Source organism: Oceanimonas doudoroffii (assembly GCF_002242685.1).
Lineage (GTDB): Bacteria > Pseudomonadota > Gammaproteobacteria > Enterobacterales > Aeromonadaceae > Oceanimonas > Oceanimonas doudoroffii.
Genome location: NZ_NBIM01000001.1, coordinates 1,155,070 through 1,175,211, shown reverse-complemented (window position 1 = coordinate 1,175,211; position 20,142 = coordinate 1,155,070). Strand labels below are relative to the sequence as shown.

18 protein-coding genes are annotated in these 20,142 nt (G+C 62.8%); 9 read left to right on the top strand and 9 right to left on the bottom strand.

Features of this window, described 5'->3' with window-relative positions; genetic code table 11:
- Window positions 1–59: 59 nt before the first annotated feature.
- Window positions 60–1,442 (bottom strand): DEAD/DEAH box helicase, encoded by a 1,383-nt coding sequence (locus tag B6S08_RS05400; protein ID WP_094200557.1) that lies wholly within the window; start codon window positions 1,440–1,442, stop codon window positions 60–62.
- A 205-nt stretch (window positions 1,443–1,647) separates the two neighbouring features.
- On the opposite strand from B6S08_RS05400, the gene B6S08_RS05395 reads away from it, so the two are divergent.
- The 6 genes from B6S08_RS05395 (at window position 1,648) to B6S08_RS05370 (ending at window position 9,177) form a co-directional block, all read left to right on the top strand.
- Window positions 1,648–3,078 (top strand): sigma-54 interaction domain-containing protein, encoded by a 1,431-nt coding sequence (locus tag B6S08_RS05395; RefSeq protein WP_094199716.1) that lies wholly within the window; start codon window positions 1,648–1,650, stop codon window positions 3,076–3,078.
- A gap of 213 nt (window positions 3,079–3,291) precedes the next feature.
- Window positions 3,292–4,362, top strand: coding sequence for a TRAP transporter substrate-binding protein (locus B6S08_RS05390; protein WP_094199715.1), 1,071 nt, complete (start codon window positions 3,292–3,294; stop codon window positions 4,360–4,362).
- 59 nt (window positions 4,363–4,421) lie between these two features.
- Window positions 4,422–5,018, top strand: coding sequence for a TRAP transporter small permease subunit (locus B6S08_RS05385; protein WP_094199714.1), 597 nt, complete (start codon window positions 4,422–4,424; stop codon window positions 5,016–5,018).
- A gap of 2 nt (window positions 5,019–5,020) precedes the next feature.
- Window positions 5,021–6,391 (top strand): TRAP transporter large permease, encoded by a 1,371-nt coding sequence (locus B6S08_RS05380; RefSeq protein WP_094199713.1) that lies wholly within the window; start codon window positions 5,021–5,023, stop codon window positions 6,389–6,391.
- Between the two features lie 26 nt (window positions 6,392–6,417).
- A complete protein-coding gene (locus tag B6S08_RS05375) occupies window positions 6,418–7,197 on the top strand; it encodes a 3-hydroxybutyrate dehydrogenase (RefSeq protein WP_094199712.1) in 780 nt (259 codons plus the stop codon).
- 9 nt (window positions 7,198–7,206) lie between these two features.
- Window positions 7,207–9,177, top strand: coding sequence for an acetoacetate--CoA ligase (locus B6S08_RS05370; protein ID WP_094199711.1), 1,971 nt, complete (start codon window positions 7,207–7,209; stop codon window positions 9,175–9,177).
- A 17-nt stretch (window positions 9,178–9,194) separates the two neighbouring features.
- Here B6S08_RS05370 and B6S08_RS05365 read toward each other — a convergent pair whose 3' ends face one another.
- The 3 genes from B6S08_RS05365 to B6S08_RS05355 all read right to left on the bottom strand — a co-directional run bounded on the left by B6S08_RS05365 (window position 9,195) and on the right by B6S08_RS05355 (window position 10,874).
- On the bottom strand, window positions 9,195–9,458 hold the full coding sequence (locus tag B6S08_RS05365) for a DksA/TraR family C4-type zinc finger protein (protein WP_094199710.1): 264 nt from the start codon (window positions 9,456–9,458) through the stop codon (window positions 9,195–9,197).
- An 81-nt stretch (window positions 9,459–9,539) separates the two neighbouring features.
- Window positions 9,540–10,352 (bottom strand): DODA-type extradiol aromatic ring-opening family dioxygenase, encoded by an 813-nt coding sequence (locus tag B6S08_RS05360; protein WP_094199709.1) that lies wholly within the window; start codon window positions 10,350–10,352, stop codon window positions 9,540–9,542.
- 57 nt (window positions 10,353–10,409) lie between these two features.
- Entirely contained in the window at window positions 10,410–10,874 is a 465-nt protein-coding gene (locus tag B6S08_RS05355) for a DoxX family protein (protein WP_094199708.1), read from the bottom strand.
- 120 nt (window positions 10,875–10,994) lie between these two features.
- On the opposite strand from B6S08_RS05355, the gene B6S08_RS05350 reads away from it, so the two are divergent.
- Window positions 10,995–11,876: a LysR family transcriptional regulator gene (locus B6S08_RS05350; protein ID WP_094199707.1), complete on the top strand. Its 882-nt coding sequence runs from the start codon at window positions 10,995–10,997 to the stop codon at window positions 11,874–11,876.
- 51 nt (window positions 11,877–11,927) lie between these two features.
- Here B6S08_RS05350 and B6S08_RS05345 read toward each other — a convergent pair whose 3' ends face one another.
- Window positions 11,928–13,181 carry an MFS transporter gene (locus B6S08_RS05345; protein ID WP_245849819.1) on the bottom strand — a complete coding sequence of 418 codons (1,254 nt, stop codon included), beginning with the start codon at window positions 13,179–13,181 and terminating at the stop codon, window positions 11,928–11,930.
- A gap of 79 nt (window positions 13,182–13,260) precedes the next feature.
- On the opposite strand from B6S08_RS05345, the gene B6S08_RS05340 reads away from it, so the two are divergent.
- A complete protein-coding gene (locus tag B6S08_RS05340) occupies window positions 13,261–14,034 on the top strand; it encodes an AraC family transcriptional regulator (protein WP_094199705.1) in 774 nt (257 codons plus the stop codon).
- An 82-nt stretch (window positions 14,035–14,116) separates the two neighbouring features.
- Here B6S08_RS05340 and B6S08_RS05335 read toward each other — a convergent pair whose 3' ends face one another.
- From B6S08_RS05335 to betI, 4 genes are all read right to left on the bottom strand, one after another.
- On the bottom strand, window positions 14,117–14,716 hold the full coding sequence (locus tag B6S08_RS05335; RefSeq protein ID WP_094199704.1) for a 2-hydroxychromene-2-carboxylate isomerase: 600 nt from the start codon (window positions 14,714–14,716) through the stop codon (window positions 14,117–14,119).
- A 223-nt stretch (window positions 14,717–14,939) separates the two neighbouring features.
- The gene (gene betA, locus B6S08_RS05330; protein ID WP_094199703.1) at window positions 14,940–16,622 is read right to left on the bottom strand and encodes a choline dehydrogenase; all 1,683 of its coding nucleotides are present in this window, start codon (window positions 16,620–16,622) and stop codon (window positions 14,940–14,942) included.
- A 21-nt stretch (window positions 16,623–16,643) separates the two neighbouring features.
- A complete protein-coding gene (betB, locus tag B6S08_RS05325; protein WP_094199702.1) occupies window positions 16,644–18,107 on the bottom strand; it encodes a betaine-aldehyde dehydrogenase in 1,464 nt (487 codons plus the stop codon).
- Entirely contained in the window at window positions 18,098–18,703 is a 606-nt protein-coding gene (betI, locus tag B6S08_RS05320; protein ID WP_094199701.1) for a transcriptional regulator BetI, read from the bottom strand. Before betI ends, betB begins: the two co-directional genes overlap by 10 nt.
- 239 nt (window positions 18,704–18,942) lie before the next feature.
- On the opposite strand from betI, the gene fdhA reads away from it, so the two are divergent.
- Window positions 18,943–20,139, top strand: coding sequence for a formaldehyde dehydrogenase, glutathione-independent (gene fdhA, locus B6S08_RS05315; RefSeq protein ID WP_094200556.1), 1,197 nt, complete (start codon window positions 18,943–18,945; stop codon window positions 20,137–20,139).
- Window positions 20,140–20,142: the final 3 nt, after the last annotated feature.

The window sequence follows — 20,142 nt, the reverse complement described above, 5'->3', positions numbered from 1 at the left end:
TTATTAGCATTTAGCCAATAAATTTGGAATGACCGGCGCCGGTGATGGCGCCGTTTGCATTATTCCTGTTCAGGTTTTGGCTTTTTGCGTCGGATCGGCGCCATGCCGTCGTCGACGCCACCGGCCGGCGGCTGCCCCTGTCCGGTAAAGCCCGCCGGGCGCTTGGGTGCCGGTTTGCGCCCCGGTTTTTTGCCGGCGGCGGCCGCTCCCTTGCCGCGCGGTGCGCTGGTATCGCCGGCCGGTTTGCCCTTGAAACCGTGCTTGCGGGCCGGGGGGCGAATGCCCTTGAACTTGCCCTGCAGGCCCTCGATGTCGGTAAAGGCGACGGCGCGTTGCAGAAATTTTTCCACCCGCTTGAAGGCATCCCAGTCCCGGGGCCCCACCAGGGAGACGGCGGTACCGCTGGCGCCGGCGCGGCCGGTGCGGCCGATGCGGTGCACGTATTCTTCCGGCTGCTTGGGCATGTCGAAGTTGATCACCAGCGACACCTGCAGCAGATCCAGCCCGCGCGAGGCCACGTCCGTGGTGATCAGCAGCTTGTGCAGGCCCCGGGCAAAGGCATCCATAATGCGGTTGCGCTCGGCCTGGCTCATGTCGCCGTGCAGCGCCGCCGTGGCCAGCCCCTGTTGTTGCAGGCGCTCGGCCAGGCGCTCGGTGTCGGCGCGGGTGGCGGTAAAGATAATGGCCTGCTGATAGGACTCCTTGGTCAGCAGGTGATCGAGCAGCGCCTGCTTGTGATCCAGGTGATCCCCCAGCAAAAAGCGCTGTTCAATGTCCTGGTGCTCGGCATGGGCCTCGCCCACCGCCACCCGTTTCGGGCTCTTGAGCAGGTCGGCGGCCATGGTGTTGGCCTCGGCGTGATCCAGGGTGGCGGAAAACATCAGGGTCTGGCGGCGGCGATGATCGGCGGCCTGGTGAATGCGGGTGAGCTGGGGGGCAAAGCCCAGATCCAGCATGCGGTCGGCTTCGTCCAGGATCAGCAGCTCCAGGCCGTTCAGCATCAGCGAGCGGGCATCCAGGTGGTTGGCCAGCCTTCCCGGGGTGGCCACGATCACGTCCGGCTGGCGGCGCAGTGATTTGAGCTGATCATTGAAGTTCTCGCCCCCCAGCAGCAGGGCAATGTTGAAGCTGCTGCCGGCCAGGGCGCGCAGTTGCACATACACCTGGCGGGCCAACTCACGGGTGGGAGCCAGGATCAGCGCGCGCGGGTCACGCTTGCTCAGGGCCCGGGATTTCATCAGTCGTTGCAGTGCCGGCAGCAAATAGGCGAGGGTCTTGCCGGAGCCGGTCTTGGATGAAGCCAACAGGTCGTGACCGGCCAGCACCACGGGAATGGCCCGTTGCTGAATCTCGGTGGGGGTTTCCAGGCCCTGGTGATCCAATGCTCGAACAAGACGGGTATCCAGTCCAAAATCGCGGAAAGTGTCGTTATATTGCGCCAAGTCGCTGCTCCGGGAATATCGGGAAATTGAGTGGCCATGAACCGGCCTGAAAAAGTTGCCGAACATTGTATAAGAAAGCGGGTCGCTTGTAATGGCCGGTGGACCGCCGGCTTGAACGGGCTGGTCGGGCGGTGCCGGCATGGAGTCGAACTTGCCCTCGGTTTTGGCTACCATCAGGGCTTGTCTGTGTCACGGAGTGACTTGCATGCCCATGCCGTTTGATGCGCGTTCAGGCAATGGCCTGACCCGCGAACTGATCGAAGTGTTGTTTCCCATGTTTGAGCAGGCCAGCGCCGGCGCCATTGCGGTGGACCGCCAGGGCCGTATCAGCTGGATCAATGCCCGCTACGCCCGGCTGCTGGGGCTGGCCGACACTCACTCGGTGATCGGCCGGCCGGTGCGCACCGTCATTCCTCACAGCCGCATGCCGGAAGTACTGGAAAGCGGCCGGCCGCTGCTGGTCGACATCATGGAATACCACACCCAGCAACTGGTGGTGACCCGGCTGCCGCTGTTTGACGAGCTGGGGGAGGTGAGCGGTGCCGTGGCCTTTGTGCTCTACGATGATCTGCAGCCGCTTACGCCCCTGGTCAGCAAATACCGCCGCCTGCACCAGGATTTGCAGGCGGCAAAGCGTGCCCTGGCCCGCCACGGGCGTCGCACCCGCTACCAGCTCGGCGACTTTGCCGGCGCCACGCCGGCGGCGCTGGAGGTCAAGCGCCGGGCCCGGCTGGCGGCGGGGCGCGACATGCCGGTGCTGCTGCTGGGAGAAACCGGCACCGGCAAGGAGGTGCTGGCCCAGTCCATTCACGCCCTGTCTTCCCGGGCCGAGGGGCCCTTTGTGGGGGTGAACCTGGCGGCCATTCCCGAAAGCCTGCTGGAAGCCGAGTTTTTCGGCGTGGCCCCCGGCGCCTATACCGGTGCCGACAAACGCAGCCGTGACGGCAAGTTCCAGCTCGCCAACGGCGGTACCCTGTTTCTGGATGAAGTGGGCGACATGCCCCTGGCGCTGCAGGCCAAGCTGTTGCGGGCGTTGCAGGAGCAGGAGGTCGAACCCCTGGGCTCCAATCGAGTGGTGCCGGTGAACGTGCGGGTCGTGGCGGCCACCAGCCGGGATCTGGGCGCCATGGTGGCCGACGGCAGCTTTCGCTCCGATCTCTATTACCGGCTCAATGTGCTGGAGATCGCCATTCCGCCGCTGCGCCAGCGGCTGGGGGATCTGGGCATATTGTGCGAAGTGCTGCTGGAGGACATGGGCGCCGGCCAAAGCCGGGTGGAGATCACCGACGCGGGCATCGCCGCTTTGGGCCAGTATCACTGGCCGGGCAATATTCGTGAACTGCGCAACGTGCTGGAGCGGGCCTGGACCATGAGTGAAGAGGCCGAACTGCTGGATGCAGAGCAGATTGCACGGGTGTTGCCCGACGGCGCCGGGCCGGCCATGGGCACCGTACCCGCGCCGGTATTGCCGTCGGCGGCTTTCGGCGTGCGCCCCCTGGCCGAGGTGCTGGCCCGCGCCGAGGCCGAGGCCCTGCATGCCGCCCTGCAGCAGGCCGAGGGCAACCGCACCCAGGCCGCCCGCCTGCTGGGCGTGTCCCGCTCGGTGTTCTACCAAAAGCTTGCCCGCCATTCCTGAAAACCGGACGCCTGTCCGGCTATTCGGACGGTGCTCGCGGCTCAGGTGTGTCCTGCATTCAGGACACTACATGAAGGGGTGTTATGTAACTTATTGATTAACATTAATTTAACTTTGTTGGCACATTTTCTGTATAGATTGGCATGAGTCATTGGCCTTCGGGGGTGGTGGGTACCGGGGCCAACGGAGTGAACCATTCAAAAGGATGAACCCATGTCGATTAACCGCAACGTGTCTGCATTGAGTATGGCCGCCCTGTTCTGCGCCGGACTGGCCGCTACCCCCGCCATGGCGGAAAAGGTGCGCTGGCAAGTACCGCTGGCCTTTCCGTCCCACCTGGTGGGTCTGACCACCCCAGTCAAGCACCTGTCCGAGTCGCTGGCGGCCATTTCCGGTGGCGATGTGCAACTGCGTTATTACGAGCCCGGCGAGCTGGTGCCGCCTTTTGAAATCATGGACGCGGTCGGCTCGGGCAAGTACCCGGCCGGTTACACCTGGGTGGGCTACGATCAGGGCACCATTCCGGCCCTGCCGCTCTATTCCGGCGCCCCCTTCAACATGGAGCCGCCCGCCTACCTGGCCTGGTATTACGAGGGCGACGGCAAGGCACTGCTGGAAGAGATCTACGCCGAGCGCAATATTCACCCCATGCTGTGCAGCATTATCGGTCCGGAAGGGGCGGGCTGGTTCAAGCAGCAAATTTCCAGCCTGGATGACTTTCAGGGCCTGCGCATTCGCTTTGCCGGCATCGGCGGCAAGGTGCTTGAAGAGCTGGGCTCCTCGGTGACCATGGTGCCCGGCGCCGAGATCTTCCAGTCGCTGGAGCGCAACACCATAGACGCCACCGAGTTTTCCCAGCCTGCCATCGACAAGATGCTGGGGCTGGATCAGATCGTGAAAAACTACATCATGCCCGGTTGGCACCAGACCCTGACCACGTCTCATCTGCTGGTGAACAAGGACGTGTGGAACAAGCTTGAGCCCGAAACCCGCGCCCTGGTGGAAATGGGCTGCGAGTCCGCCACCCTCAAGGGCTTTGCCCAGAGCGAATGGGCCCAGCCCACCGCGCTCAGGGAGTATGAAAAGGAAGGGGTCACCGCCCAGGTGCTGCCCGAGCCGGTGCTGCGTGAGCTGGAAAAAGTCACCAACCGGGTGATGGACGACATCGCCGCCGAAGACGAGATGTTTAATCGAGTGCTGACCAGCCAGCGCGAGTTCATGAAACACCACGCCATCTGGCACGGCAAGGGCTACCTGCCCCGCGACTTCTATCAGTACAACTAATCACGCCGGGGCGGGCACGGTGGTGCCCGCCTTTCACTGATTGAACTGACGAGGTCACCATGTCAAAACCAAACGACGCAACCCAAGTGTTGCCCCATAATCGGCTGTCGGTCCGGCTGGACGCCCTGGTGCTGGGCATCGGCCGGCTCAGCGCCTGGCTGTGGCTGGCGGTGCTGGTGGTGGTGCTTACCAATGTGTTCAGCCGTTTTGTGCTGTCGGCGGGCTCCATCGCCCTCGAAGAGTTGTCCTGGCACCTGTTTGGCATCGCCACCATGCTCTCGCTGGGCTATGCGGTGGTGGAAGACGATCATGTGCGGGTGGATGTGCTGCGAGAGCGGTTTTCCCTGCGCACCCAGGCCCGTATCGAGCTGGCGGGCATCGTGTTGCTGGCGCTGCCGATCATGGCGCTGATGGTGGATGCCCTTATTCCCTACGCCTGGAAGGCCTGGATCTATGATGAGCGTTCCCAGGCTCCCAGCGGCCTGCCCTATCGTTTTATTTTCAAGAGCGTGCTGCCCCTTGGGCTGATGCTGGTGGCCCTGGCGCTGTTTTCCCGGGCCCTGCGCTGCGCCACCCTGCTGTTTGATTTTCCCCGCCGCCTGGGCGTTCACCCTCGGGCCAAATCCGGTGCCTGGCTGGCCAACACGGAGAAATAACCATGGAGCTGGAAACACTGATGGTGGTGGCCATGTTCGCCACCTTTATGGGGTTGTTGCTGCTGGGCTTTCCCGTGGCCTGGGTGCTGGCCGGCACCGGACTGCTGTTTGCCCTGGCCGGGCATGTGATGGTGGAGCAGTTCGACGCCAATCTCTGGTTTACCTGGAACGGCACCATAGGCGTGCTGGACGCACGTCTGTTCGGCATTGTCGCCAACGAGCTGATGGTGGCGCTGCCGCTGTTTATTTTTATGGGGATCATGCTGGAGCGCTCCGGCATTGCCGAACGGCTGATGCACAGCCTGGTGCGGGCCCTGGGGCCGCTGCGGGGCGGCTATGCGCTGACCGTGGTGATCGTGGGCATGTTGCTGGCGGCGTCCACCGGCATTGTGGGGGCGTCCGTGGTACTGCTGGGCATGCTGTCCATCGGCCCCATGCTGCAGGCCAACTACAACCGCAGCCTGGCGGTGGGCACCGCCTGCTCGGTGGGCACCCTGGGCATTCTGGTGCCCCCCAGCATCATGCTGGTGCTGATGGCCGACCGCCTGGGCACGCCCTCGGCCTCGGTGGGCAAGCTGTTTATGGGCGCCCTGGTGCCCGGGTTGATGCTGGGGGCCATGTATGTGCTCTATATCGTGCTGCTGGCCTGGTGGAAAAAGGACGCGGCGCCGGCCCCCGAGCGCAAGCAGGCCATGGACGCCCGGGCCTGGGGCGAAGTGGCCCTGGCGGTGGTGCCACCGCTGGTGCTGATCGGCGCCGTACTGGGCTCCATCTTTCACGGCATTGCCACCACCACCGAGGCCTCGGCGGTGGGCGCGGTAGGGGCGCTGCTGATGGCGCTGTGCAGCCGCCGGCTTGACTGGCAGGTGCTGCGCGACTCGCTCTACCAGACCAGCCGAACCACCGCCTTTATCTTTGGCATCTTTATCGGGGCCACCGTGTTTGCCGCCGTGTTGCGCGGCCTGGGCGGAGACGACGTCATTCGCCAGGCCATTACCGGGCTGCCCTTTGGCACCACCGGCATCATGCTCACCATTTTGTTTATCACCTTTTTACTGGGGTTCTTCCTCGACTGGGTGGAAATCACCCTGATCATTCTGCCGCTGGTGGCACCCGTGGTGTTTTCCCTCGGCGTGGAGCCGGTTTGGTTCGCGGTGCTGTTTGCCCTCTGCCTGCAAACCTCCTTTCTGACTCCGCCGGTGGGCTTTGCCCTGTTTTACATCAAGGGCGTGTGCCCGCCGGAGATCACCACCAAAGACATTTACCGGGGGGTAGCGCCCTTTATCTGCCTGCAGTTGCTGGGCCTGGGCCTGGTGTTTGCGTTTGAACCCCTGGCGACCTGGTTGCCCGCCCATGTGTACGGCGGCCAGTAAACTGCATTTTACGAGGAGAGACTGATATGCGTCTTGAACACAAGGTGGCGCTGATCACCGGCGCCGGCCAGGGCATCGGCCGGGCCATTGCCCGGCATTATGCCCGTGAGGGCGCCTGCGTGGCGGTGGCCGATTTGAGCCTGGCCGGGGCCGAGCAAACCGCACTGGGCATTGTGGCCGAGGGTGGCGAAGCCATTGCCCTGCAAATGGATGTGACCGATGAGCAGGCGGTGAACGCCGGGGTCGAACGGCTGGTACGGCACTGGGGACGGCTCGACATCGCCCTTGCCAATGCCGGTATTCAGCATATAGCGCCGGTCCACAAGCTGGACTACGCTGACTGGCGCCGGGTCATGAATGTGCACCTCGACGGCGCCTTTTTGCTGACCCGTGCCGCCCTGGCGCAAATGTATGAAAACGGTGGCGGCGTCATGCTTTACATGGGCTCGGTGCACTCACTGGAGGCGTCGCCGCTCAAGGCGCCCTATGTGGCGGCCAAACACGGCATGCTGGGGCTGTGCCGCACCGTGGCCCGGGAAGGGGCGGACAGGGGCGTGCGCAGTAACATCATTTGCCCCGGCTTTGTGCGCACCCCCCTGGTGGAAAAACAAATTCCCGAGCAGGCGCGGGAGCTGGGCATGAGCGAGGAAGAAGTGGTGCGCAATGTCATGCTTAAACACACCGTGGACGGCGAGTTTACCACCCTGGACGACGTGTCCGAAGTGGCGGTGCACCTGGCGGCGTTTCCGTCGGCGGCATTGACCGGCCAGTCGGTGGTGGTCAGCCACGGCTGGCACATTCAATAGGAGGTTTCCATGCAGCAACACCAGGTACTCTGGACGCCCACGTCGTTCCAGCGTGAGCACAGCCAAATGACGCGTTACATCGGCTGGCTGGAAAGCCGGGGCCTCGGCAGTTTTGCCGACTACGCCGGCCTGCATGCCTGGTCTGTGACCGAGCCCGAGGCCTTCTGGCAGTCGGTCTGGGATTTTTGCGAGCTGCATTGTGACACTCCGGCGGAGCGGGTGCTGGGGCGGCGCGACATGCCGGGGGCTGAGTGGTTTCCCGGTATGCGCATGAACTTCGCCGGCAACCTGTTACGCCATGGCCGCGGCCCGCTGGCCGATCACGACGCCGTGGTATGCCATGGCGAGGCCGGCAAGGCCGTTCGTTACAGTTTTGCCCGTTTGTTTCGGGACGTGGGTGCGCTGGAAGCCTGGCTGCGAGCCCGGGGAGTGCAGTGCGGCGATCGAGTGGCCGGCGTGGTGACCCATGGCTACGAGGCGCTGGTGGCCATGCTGGCGGCCACCAGCATGGGCGCAGTGTGGAGCTCGGCGTCGCCGGACTTCGGCGCCGATGCCATTATTGACCGTTTTGGCCAGATAAGCCCCAGCGTGCTGGTGCTGGCCAATGGCTACCGCTATGGCGGCCGGGACTACGACCGGCGTGAGGAGTTTGCCCGTGTGGTGCAGGGGTTGCCGGGGCTGCGTGCGGTGCTCGACATTCCAGTGCTGCCGGGGCTGGGGGAGCAGACCGGGCCGGCCGTGACCTGCTGGTCCCGGGCCCTGGCCGAGGGGCGGGGCCACGAGCCGTCCTTTACGCCGCTGCCCGCCGATCATCCGGTGTACATACTGTTTTCATCCGGTACCACGGGCCGGCCCAAGTGTATTGTGCACGGTGCCGCCGGCATTCTGGTCAATCATGCCAAGGAGCTGGTGCTGCACGGCGACATGGGGCCCGGAGACCGGCTGATGTATTACACCACCTGCGGCTGGATGATGTGGAACTGGCAGGCGTCGGCGCTGCAGGCCGGGGTGACCCTGATCACCGTGGACGGCGCCGTGTCCCACCCGGACCTAAACCGGTTGTGGGCGCTGGCGGAGCAGGAAAAGGTGACCCATTTCGGCACCAGTGCGCGCTTTCTGGCGGAGTGCCGCAAGGCCGGCCTGCAACCGGGTCAGCGTTTTGCGCTGGACTCACTTCGACTGTTGTTTTCCACCGGCTCGCCATTGCTGCCGGAAGACTACGACTGGGTCTATGGCACCCTGCCGGAGCAGGTGCTGTTGGGCTCCGTTGCCGGTGGTACCGACATTTGCGGCTGTTTCGTGGGCTGTTGCCCGCTGCTGCCGGTGCGTCGGGGCGAGATCCAGTGCCGGTTTCTGGGGGTGGATGCGGTGGCCGTGGACGAACAAGGGCGGGAAACCGCCGGTCGGGGCGAGCTGGTGTGCCGGCAGCCGCTGCCGTCCATGCCCGTGGGCTTCTGGCAGGATGACGACGGCCAGCGTTACCGGGCCGCCTATTTCGATACATTTCCCGGCGTCTGGGCCCACGGCGATTATGTGGCCTTTACCGAGCAGGGCGGCGCCATCATCTACGGCCGCTCCGACGCCACCCTCAACCCGGGGGGCGTGCGTATCGGCACCGCCGAGATTTATCGCCAGGTGGAGCTGGATCCCAATATTCGGGACAGCCTGGTGGTGGGTCGCCGCATCGACGGCGACGTGGAAGTGGTGTTGTTGGTGGTGGCAAATGGGGAGCTGAGCCAGGATCAGTGCAGCCTGTTGCGTCAGCGCATTCGCACCGGTGCCAGCCCCCGGCACATGCCCCGCCATATTTTACAGGTGCCGGAGATCCCCTACACCCGCAGTGGCAAAAAGGTGGAGCTGGCGGTGGCCCGGCTGCTCAACGGCGAGGGCCGAAGCGACAACAAGGACGCTCTGGCCAATCCCCAGGCGCTGGATGCCATTGCCGGCTGCCTGCAAAAAGCCGGCCTGCTCAAGCCCTGATAAAACCGCGCTGCCGGCTAGCGCAGTTGACTGTCTTTACTGGCGCGGCGGTTAATACCGCTGCTTTGGCGGCGCCTTTCTTCCTTGCCCTGGCATTCAATGCACAGCCGTACCCCCGGCACCGCCTGGCGGCGCGCCTCGGGAATGGGGGCATCGCATTCCTCGCAGTGGCTCAGGCTGTCGCCACCGCCGAGCCGGCTTCTGGCATCCTGCACCGCGTCTTCGACGCTGGCGTCAATCTGATCCTGCACGGCGCCGTCCCGCGACCATCCTCCTGCCATGGTGTTCTCCCTTGGTGTGTTGATGCCCACCATGGTGGCACCTGATGGCAAACCGCGCTGTGCGCCCGCCGGCAAAACCGTTTATTGGGCGGCGTTACCCTGCCAGCAGAAAAAGCCCGACTCCTTGCCCAGAATGGTGAGGGACTGATGGTGATCACAGGCCCGCCCGGCCAGGCCGACACACAGGTGCAGGGGCAGCAGGTGCTCTTCCCGCGGGTGACAGAAGCGGGCGTGGGGAGCTTGCTCCCAGTGCCGCAGGCGCTGCCGGCGCTCGGCCTCGCTCAGGCCGGCATCGCTGCAGGTTTGGGTCAGCCATTGTTCAAAGGCGTGGTTTTTCTCGTTCGCCTCGGGGCGCTCGGTAAAAAACTCGCGCATATTGTGAAACGAAAAGCCAGAGCCAATCACCAGCAGGCGCTGACCTTCCAGGGCGCGCAGGGCCTCGCCCATGGCCAGGTGAAAGCAGGCGTCGAGGTGGCTGGCCAGCGACAGTTGCACACAGGGAATATCGGCGCCGGGATACATGATCTTCAGGGGCACGAACATGCCGTGATCAAATCCCCGCCGGGCGTCCTGTCGGCAGGGTAGGCCGGCCTGTATCAGCGCCTGCTGAACCCGCGCCGCCAGTGCCGGCTCGCCGGGGCAGGGGTACTCGATGGCATAGGATTCGGGGGGAAAGCCGTAATAGTCGTAAATCAGTCCGGGGGTGGCGCCGGCGGTAACGGTGGGTTCGTCTTCTTCCCAATGGGCGCTTACCAGCAAAATGGCGTCGGGCCGGCGCAGCCGCCCGGCCAGTTTGCCAAGTCCGTCCACCATGTCGGCATGGCCCGGGTCACCCAGCAGCGGCAGTGGGCCGCCGCCATGGGAAATAAACACAATATCAAGGGATGAGTTCATGGGGTATTCCTGAAAAAAGCAGGCCGCGGTGAGGCGGCCTGCAGGGGCCGGAGGAATTCAGGCCGTGGCCGGCTTGGCGATATCCAGCCGTGTCAGCAGCCAGTTATCCAGGGCCAGGCGGCCGCCACCCTGTATGGCCAGGGCCGCACTTACCGCAAACAGGGTAAGGGCATATTCATAACCGTTGTTGGCCATAAACAGGCCGTTGTCGATATGCACGCTGAACAGGGCCACCAGCATGGTAACGGCACTGACCAGGGCCGCCGGTCGGGTCAGCAGACCCAGCAGCAGGGCCAGGCCGCCAAAGAACTCGGCGCTGCCGGCGAGCAGGGCCATCAGGTAGCCGGGCCCCAGGCCAATACTGGCCATCCATTGGCCGGTGCCTTCCAGGCCGTAGCCGCCAAACCAGCCAAACAGTTTTTGGGCGCCGTGGGCGGCGAGAATGATGCCGGTGGGCACACGCAGGGTCAGGGCCGCCAGGCCGGCACGGGATTCAAGCAGGGATTGAGTAAAACGGGTCATGATGACGTCTCCTTCAAGTGATGATGGAGTTACTTTACTTTCATCACTGCATTGGTTAAATGCCATTATTGTTGTTTAATTATAAACGTTACGTTGTTTATAAGGTTTTCGGGAGGCCTCGTGGATCGCATCGATATTATGCGCGCCTTTGTCACCGTGGTGGCGGAAGGCAGTTTTACTCAGGCCGCGGACCGGCTGGCGCTGTCTCCCCAACTGGTCAGTAAATACGTGGCCCGGCTGGAACAGCGGCTGGGCACCAGGCTGCTGAACCGTACCACCCGCAAGGTGCATGCCACCGAGGAAGGGGTACGCTACGCCGAGCGGGCTCGGCTGTTGCTGCACGACATCGACGAGCTGGAGCTGGGCCTGGGTGATGCACACCGCCAGGCCCAGGGCCGGTTGCGGGTGAGTGCGCCGGTGTCGTTTGCCACTCGGCACCTGGCGCTGCTGTTGTGCGATTTTCAGCAGGCCCATGGCCATGTCAGCGTGGATTTGCAGCTCAATGACCGCAAGGTGGATATTGTGGAAGAGGGCTTTGACGTGGCCCTGCGCATCGGCCATCTCAAGAGCTCGTCACTGATCGCCCGGCGCATTGCGCCCATACGGCTGGTGATCTGCGCCGCCCCCGAATACCTGGAGCGTCACGGCACACCCGGCCGGCCCGAGGAGCTCAAGCAGCATCGCTGCCTGCACTACAGCTACATGGAACACGATGTGGGCCTGCCCGGAGACGGGGCGCTCAGCTGTAACAACGGCGACGTCCTGGTGGAAGCCGCCATTCGCGGCGCCGGCATCGTTATTCAGCCCACCTTTATCGCCGGCCCCGCCATTGCCGACGGCCGGCTGCGTGTGATCCTGCCCGAGCATGCTCCTGCGCCCATGGCGCTTTATGCGGTGTATGCCCACCGCACCCTGCTGCCGGGCAAGATACGCAGTTTTGTCGACTTTATGGATGGCTACTTTGGCGATCCACCCGGGTGGGACGACTTTGCCCAGCATTGAGGGTTTATATCTTGTGCCCTTCAGAAACGCTCGGTTGCGTGAGTGGCGCCGTTATATTTTCTTGTGGGTGTTGGGAAGCAACGCCGTCATCAATCCCAGCAGCGGCAGGAACGACGTCAGGGAGTAAACCCAAATGATGCCGTGTTCATCGGCCAGTTGTCCCAGCCCTGCCGCGCCCAGGCCGCCAATACCAAACATCAGGCCAAACATCAGTCCCGACACCAAGCCTACACGGCCCGGCACCGCCTCCTGGGCATAGACCACCAGGGCCGCGAAAGCCGAAGACATCACCAGGCCGATGGTGCTGGCGAAAATGGCGGTCCAGAACAGGTTTGCATAAGGCAGGGCCAGGGCAAACGGAACCACCCCGAGGAACGATGTCCAAATCACGGCTTTTCTGCCAATGCGATCACCAACCGGTCCGCCGGCAAAGGTGCCGATGGCCACGGATGCCAGGAACAGAAACAGGAACAGCTGGCTTTGCTGCACGCCGAGTGTGAACCGCTCCATCAAATAGAAGGTAAAGTAGTTGGTGAACGACGCGATATAAACAAACTTGGCGAACATCAAGACGCAAATGACGGCAATAGCCTGAACCATGGCGGAGCGGCTCAGCCCTTGCTGTTGGCGGTGATCCCACTTTTTCAACTGAGCGTGTCCGTGCGTGAGGGTCCAGCGGGTCAGCCGAAACAGAATGCAGACGGCCAGCAAGGCCGCGATTGTGAACCAGGCCACGGCCGGCTGCCCGTATGGGATCACGATGGCCGCGGTGAGCAAGGGGCCTATCGCCGAGCCGGTGTTGCCGCCGACCTGAAAGGTCGACTGGGCGGTACCGAAGCGACCGCCAGATGCCATTCGCGCCACTCGCGAGGCTTCCGGGTGAAAGGTGGCCGAGCCAATCCCGATCACGGCGGACGCGACAAGCAACATGGGGTAGCTCGCGGCGCACGCCAGCAGCACAATGCCCAGCAAGGTCATCAGCATGCCGAAAGGCAGCAGATAGGGCACGGGGCGCTTGTCGGTATAAAGCCCCACCCAGGGCTGGAGGAGGGAAGCCGTTGCCTGGTAAACCAGGGCAATCATGCCTATTTCACCGAAGCTGAGTGAAAACTGCGTTTTCAGCATTGGAAAAATGGCCGGCAGCATTGCCTGGATCAGATCGTTCAGCAAATGAGCCAGCGCGGCTGCCCCCACAATGCGAGCGTAGAAGGTGCCCCGGGTTTTATCGGTACGAGGTGCAACGGCAGAGGAGGCGCTGTTGTTGAGTGCGGTGGCATCGGTCGTCATTGGGGGTTCCGGAATCAATTGCTGATTGACACCGAGTATAAGCGGAGTAACGTTGGCGTTATCACGTCAATCTGCCACTTCTTGTAGAGTTTCTGCCATGACGAGTCGAGCTCTGAACGATCACAAAGACTTTCATGACATTCCGCGCCGGCTGGTGGCCATGGAGAATCATTGGCCGTCCCATGCGTCTACGGGATGGCACTCCCACCCCAGAGGACAGCTCCTTTATGCCATCAAGGGCGTGATGCTGGTTCAGTCTGACGCGGGGGCCTGGGTTGTGCCTCCCAACCGGGCACTCTGGATGGTGGCGGGGCTGCATCACAACGTCACCATGTCCGGTGATGTGGAGATGCGCACGGCCTACATTGAGGGCGAGGTGATCCCTGACCTGTCCGAGCAGGCCTGTGTGATCAACGTTTCCCCCCTGTTGAGGGAGCTGCTGGTGGAGGCGGTCAAAATTCCTCTGGATAGTGAGCCGAGCGCCAGAGACGAGAGGCTTATCGGTTTGCTTATCGACGAGCTGAAGGTGTCCAGCACGGTGGCCCTGCATTTGCCCATTCCCGCCGATCCAAGGCTCAAAAAAATCTGTGATGCACTGATCGAACAGCCGGCCAGCCAGGCAGGTGCGGCAGACTGGGCCAAAGCGGCCGGGCTGGGGGAGCGTACCCTTCACCGGCTTTTTTCCAGGGAAACCGGAATGACCTTCTCACAATGGCGTGAGCAGGCCAGGTTGCTGTCGGCACTCAAGGATATTGCCGCCGGAAAGAAAGGCATCGAGGTTGCGCTTAATTGCGGATATTCAAGTCAGAGTGCCTTTTCCGCGATGTTTCGTCGCCATTTTGGCACGGCGCCTTCCACCTTCTATCGCTAGGGTCGTGTTCGGCCGGCAACCCTCTTCCTGCACATCAGAAAAACACGACGGCCCTCATGCAGGGCCGCCGTGCCGATTCCTATTACGCCTCTACGGCGTCCAGCGTGTCGGCGAGCAGCTCCAACCGGTCCTGACCCCAGAATTGCACGTTATCCAGCACCCAGGAAGGGGCGCCGAGAATGCCCTGACCGAGCGCATCGTCGGTATTGCGGTCGTATTGCTGTTCGGTAGCAGGTGAACGGGCGGCTTTGAGCAGGGCGTCGGCATCCAGTTTTAAGTCAACAAGAATGGCGGTAATGACGCTGGCATCGGCAATGTCTTTTTCTTCGGCCCAGCAGGCCGCCAGCACGCGCGCCAGGAACTCACCGGGATGATGCCCGGCCTGTTGCAGGGCAATGACGCAACGGTCGGCCAGCGACGGATCCGTTGGAAAATGCGCCGGTTGCAGGTTGACCGGCAGGCCGCGTTTCTTTGCCCAGCGTTCGATTTCAAGCAAGCGGTACCGCTGGCGACACTGAGGGCGTTCGGCCAGCGGGACGGCCCCGGAGTTGGCAAACACGCGAGGCAGCCTCACCGGTTTGAAGTTGACCTGTGCCTGCCCGGCGATAGCGAGAAAGGTGCGATGACCCAGATAGGTAAAGGGGGAAATGCTGGTGAAGTAGTAGTCGATGGTGGTTGTCATTGCTTCCTGCTCCTGAATTGAGCGTGGCCTCGCCACGGTAAAGGGGATTCCGTCGGTCGGGTATCGCTGTGAGTGTAAACCCGGCGGCCGAATGTCACTTGATGTCGATGACGGTAACCGCTTTTGAACGGCCGTTCAAGTTTCATGTGAATGCAATGCGATAGCATAAAAAAACGGGCCAGCCGGCCCGTTAGGTATGTACTCAGGAGCAAGTTGCCGGGGCTCAGCCCAGCTTGCGGGCCGGTTGGCCGGTGCGCTGGCGCTGTTGCCACTGTTGGTCCATGCCCACGTCCGCCTGTGAGGGAGACAGCGGTGCCTTGCCCTTGATCAGATCCGCGGCCCGCTCCGCCACCATGATGGTGGGAGAGTTCAGGTTGCCGTTGGGAATGGTGGGGAAGATGGATGAGTCCACCACCCGCAGGCCGGCAATGCCGCGCACTTTGGCTTCCGGGTCGACCACAGCCATGTCGTCGGTGCCCATGGGGCAGGTGCAGGACGGGTGATAGGCGCTTTCCACCGCCTGGCGCACAAAGGCGTCAATTTCCTCATCGGTGCGAATGTGCTCGCCGGGCTGAATCTCTTCCGAGCGGTAGGGATCCATCGCCGGCTGGTTGATGATCTCCCGGGTTAGGCGCACACAGGCGCGAAAGCCTTCCCGGTCGTCTTCGTGCTCCAGGTAGTTGAAGCGAATGGTGGGAGCGGCCTTGGGATCGGCGCTGGCCACCTTCACATAGCCCCGGCTTTTCGGCTTGTTGTGGCCGATATGCACCTGAAAGCCGTGGCCGGAAAAGGCTTCACGGCCGTCATAGCGCATGGCGGCGGGCAGGAAGTGATACTGCAGATCCGGCCATTCCACCCCGGCCTTGGAGCGAATAAAGCCGCAGGACTCAAAGTGGTTGGTGGCACCCAGGCCGTCCTTGTTCAGGATCCAGCGAGTGCCAATTTTGAACTTGTTCCACGGGTCGAGCTTGCCATTGAGGGAGATGGGCTCCTTGCAGCGGAACTGAAAATAGAACTCCAGGTGATCCTGCAGGTTTTCACCCACGCCGGGCAGCTCGTGCCGCACCTCGATCCCGGCCGCTTCCAGGGTGTCTTTGGCACCGATGCCGGACAGTTGCAGCAGGTGTGGCGAGCCGATGGAGCCGGCGCTGAGGATCACCTCCTTGTTCACCCGCACGTCCTGGACCTGGCCCTTGCGTTCAAAGCGCACGCCTACCGCCTGCTTGCCTTCCAGCAGCACCTTGTGCACCAGGGCATGGGTGATCACGGTGAGGTTGGGCCGGCTCATGGCCGGGCGCAGATAGGCATTGGCGGTGGACCAGCGGCGGCCGTTCTTTACCGTCATGTGCATGGGGCCAAAGCCTTCCTGCTGGCGGCCGTTGTAGTCGGGAGTATGCAGGTAACCTGCTTCCACCCCGGCATCCACAAAGGCCTGGTACAGGGGGTTTTGCATGTTGTTGCCGTTGTTTACCCCCAGCGGGCCCTGATCGCCACGGTAGTCGTCGCCGCCAAAGGCCCAGGTTTCGGCCTTTTTGAAGTAGGGCAGGCAGTGGGCATAGTCCCAGCCTTCGGCGCCGTGCTCCTGCCACTCGTCAAAGTCGCGGGCATGGCCACGCACATAGACCATGCCGTTGATGGAGGACGAGCCGCCCAGCACCTTGCCCCGCGGGCAGTGCATGCTGCGGTTGTCGAGAAAGGGCTCGGGCTCGGTGTGAAACTGCCAGGCGTACTTCTCGGTGTTCATGGGAATGGACAGCGCCGTGGGCATCTGAATAAAGATGCTTTTGTCGCTGCCGCCGGTTTCCAGCAGCAGCACTCGAGTGGTGCCGTCTTCGGTCAGCCGGTTGGCCAGCACGCAACCGGCGGAGCCGGCGCCCACGATGATGTAGTCAAATTCGTTGCTCATGGTGTTCCTCGTCATCGCCGGTTAAAACGGGCTTTCCAGCTTGTTCATGCCCACATACACCGACTTCAGCTGGGTGTAGTGGTGCAGGGTGACCAGGCCGTTTTCCCGGCCGATGCCGGACAGCTTGTAACCGCCCACCGGCATTTCGGCGGGGGAAGCGCCGTAGGCGTTAATCCAGCAGATGCCGGCCTGCAGCTTGTGAATGACCCGGTGGCCCCGGCGCAGATCATTGGTGAATACGCCGGCGGCCAGACCGGTGTCGGTGTCGTTGGCGCGGGCGATCACCTCATGCTCGTCTTCAAAGGTCAGCACCGACATCACCGGGCCGAAGATTTCTTCCCGGCAGATGGTCATGTCGTCACGGCAGTCGGTGAAAATGGTGGGGGCCACAAAATAGCCGTTGGGGGCCGAGGCCGGACGCAGCGCCTCACCGCCACAGGCCAGGGTGGCGCCTTCCTCAATGCCCTTGCGAATGTAGCCCAGCACCTTTTCATGGTGGCCCTTGGAGATCAGGGCGCCGAAGTTGGTGGCGGGATCCATGGGGTCGCCGGCCACAATGTTGTTGCGGGTGCGCTCCAGCAGCCGCGCCATAAAGTCTGAGTAAATGTGCTTGTGCACAAACACCCGAGTGCCGTTGGTGCAGATTTCGCCCTGGGTGTAGAAGTTGCCCAGCATGGCGGCGGACACGGCGTCGTCGAGATCGGCATCGTCAAAGATGATCAGCGGTGACTTGCCGCCCAACTCCATGGTCACGTCCTTCAGGCTGCTGGCGGCGGCGGCCATGACCTTCTTGCCGGTGCCCACTTCGCCGGTAAACGACACCTTGGCAATGTTCGGATTGCCGGTGAGCCAGGCGCCCACGGCACCGTCGCCCTGCACCACGTTGAATACACCGGCGGGCACGCCGGCCTCAATGAAGATCTCGGCCAGCTTGAGGGCGCCCAGCGGCGTTTCTTCCGAGGGCTTGAAGATCATGGCGTTGCCGCAGGCCAGGGCCGGAGCAGACTTCCAGCAGGCGATCTGCAGTGGATAGTTCCAGGCGCCAATGCCGGCGCAAATGCCCAGGGGCTCACGGCGGGTGTAGTAGAAGTCGCCGCCCAGATCCTGCTGGTTGCCCTCGATAGAAGGTGCCAGGCCGGCGAAAAATTCAATGCTGTCGGCACCGGTGACCACGTCGACCACGGACGCTTCCTGCCAGGGCTTGCCGGTGTCCAGCACCTCGATGCGGGCCAGCTCGTCATTGCGTTCATGCAGCAGCGCCACGGCCCGCAGCAAAATGCGACTGCGCTCCATGCCGGTCATGGCCGACCATTGTTCAAAGCCGCGTTGCGCCGAGTCGATGGCCAGCGCCTTGATATGGTCGTCGGCCACTTCCACTTCATAAATGGCCTCGCCGGTGGCCGGGTTGACCACGGTAAAGGTCTCGCCACTGTGGTTGGCCACATAGCGGCCGTCTACAAAGTTCTGGTGTCTGGTCAATGACATGGGGTTACTCCATGGTGCTGTAGCAAATCGGTGATAAAGGCCTTGCACAGTTGCTCGCCGTCGCGGAAATCCTGCTCGGGACTGGCACTGAGGGCACTGCGCAGCCAGAAGCCGTCGATCATGGCGGCGGTCTGGCGGGCGGCAATGCGGCCTGGCTCCGCACCCAGCAGGGGACGGAACGAATAGGTCAGGTTGCTGATCAGCCGCTGGCTGTTTACCTGCTGTAGCCGTGCCAGGCTCGGGTCGTGCATGGCCTGGGCCCAGAAGCTCAGCCACGACTTGGTGGCCGGCCGTGAACGCTGAAACTCGGTGAAGTTGGCTTCCACTATCATCATCAACCGCTGTTGCGGGCTGGTGGGGCCGCCATCGGTACGGGACAGCAGCGCCTGCTTGAGCTCGTCCAGCAACTGGCGTACGGTGGCTTCAATCAGCCCCTGCTTGCCGCCGAAATAATGGCTGATAATGCCGGACGACATGCCGGCCAGCCGGCTGATACTGTTGATGGTGGTGTTCTGCAGGCCGTACTCGGCCACCGACGCCAGGGTGGCGTCGATCAGCTGTTTCCTGCGAGTATCTTTTATTCCGGTAATGGGCATGGCTTTTTCTTAATTGAACGTTCAATAAAAATAAGGTTAGGGGTTTTGGCGCCGATGATCAAGGGGACTCGGCACGGAATTCCCCCCATGTCTTGTTTTGGCAAATCGGTGTCTTAATCAGCAATGTGGCCAAATGCATTCGGCAGTCTACTGGGAGCCGGCCTGTGAACCAGATGTTGCCGCAGGCCGGGTGCGCTCATTGGGGAGCGCGACACTCGTCAAGAACAAGGATGCTGAATATGTGCGCAATACACGGTAACAGAGGGGTGGTCTACACCGGGCCGGGCAAGGTTGAAGTGCAGTCCATTGCCTTTCCCGAACTGTCTCTGGGCAACCGGGCCTGCCATCACGGCGTTATTCTCAAGGTGGTGTCCACCAACATCTGCGGCAGCGACCAGCACATGGTGCGCGGGCGCACCACGGCGCCTTCCGGCCTGGTGCTGGGCCACGAAATCACCGGCCAGATCATCGAGTGCGGCCGCGACGTGGAATTCCTCAAGGTCGGCGACATTGTCTCTGTACCCTTCAACATTGCCTGCGGCCGCTGCCGCAACTGTAAGGAAGGCAAGACCGGCATCTGCCTGAACGTGAACCCCGCTCGTCCCGGTGCCGCTTACGGCTATGTGGACATGGGCGGCTGGGTCGGCGGCCAGTCCGAATACGTGATGGTGCCCTACGCCGACTTTAACCTGCTGAAGTTCCCGGATCCGAATCAGGCGCTGGAAAAGATTCGCGATCTCACCCTGCTGTCCGACATTTTCCCCACCGGCTTCCACGGCTGCGTGACCGCCGGCGTGGGTCCGGGCTCCACCGTTTACATTGCCGGTGCCGGCCCCGTGGGCCTGGCGGCCGCCGCTTCGGCCCAATTGCTGGGCGCGGCCTGCGTGATCGTGGGCGACATGAATCCGGAGCGTCTGGCCCAGGCCCGCAGCTTTGGTTGTGAGACCATCGACCTGCGTGAAGACGGCTCCATGGAAGACAAGCTGGAAGTCATTCTGGGCGAGCGGGAAGTGGATGCCTTTGTGGACTGCGTGGGCTTTGAGGCTCATGCCTGCGGCTGCAACCACGGCAAGGAGGCGCCGGCCACCGTGCTCAACTCCGCCATGCAGGTCACCCGCGCCGGCGGCCAGATTGGCATTCCCGGCCTGTATGTGACCGAAGATCCGGGCGCGGTGGACGAGGCGGCACGGGAAGGGGCGCTGAGCATGCGCTTTGGCCTGGGCTGGGCCAAGTCCCACTCCTTCCATACCGGCCAGTGTCCGGTGATGAAGTATCACCGCGCGCTGATGCAAGCCATCCTGTTCGACAAGGTGCAGATCGCCAAGGCCGTGAACGTGCAGGTGATTTCGCTGGATCAGGCGGTGCAGGGCTATGCCGACTTTGACGGCGGCGTGGCCAAGAAATTTGTGATCGACCCCCATGGCATGGTGGCCTGACAA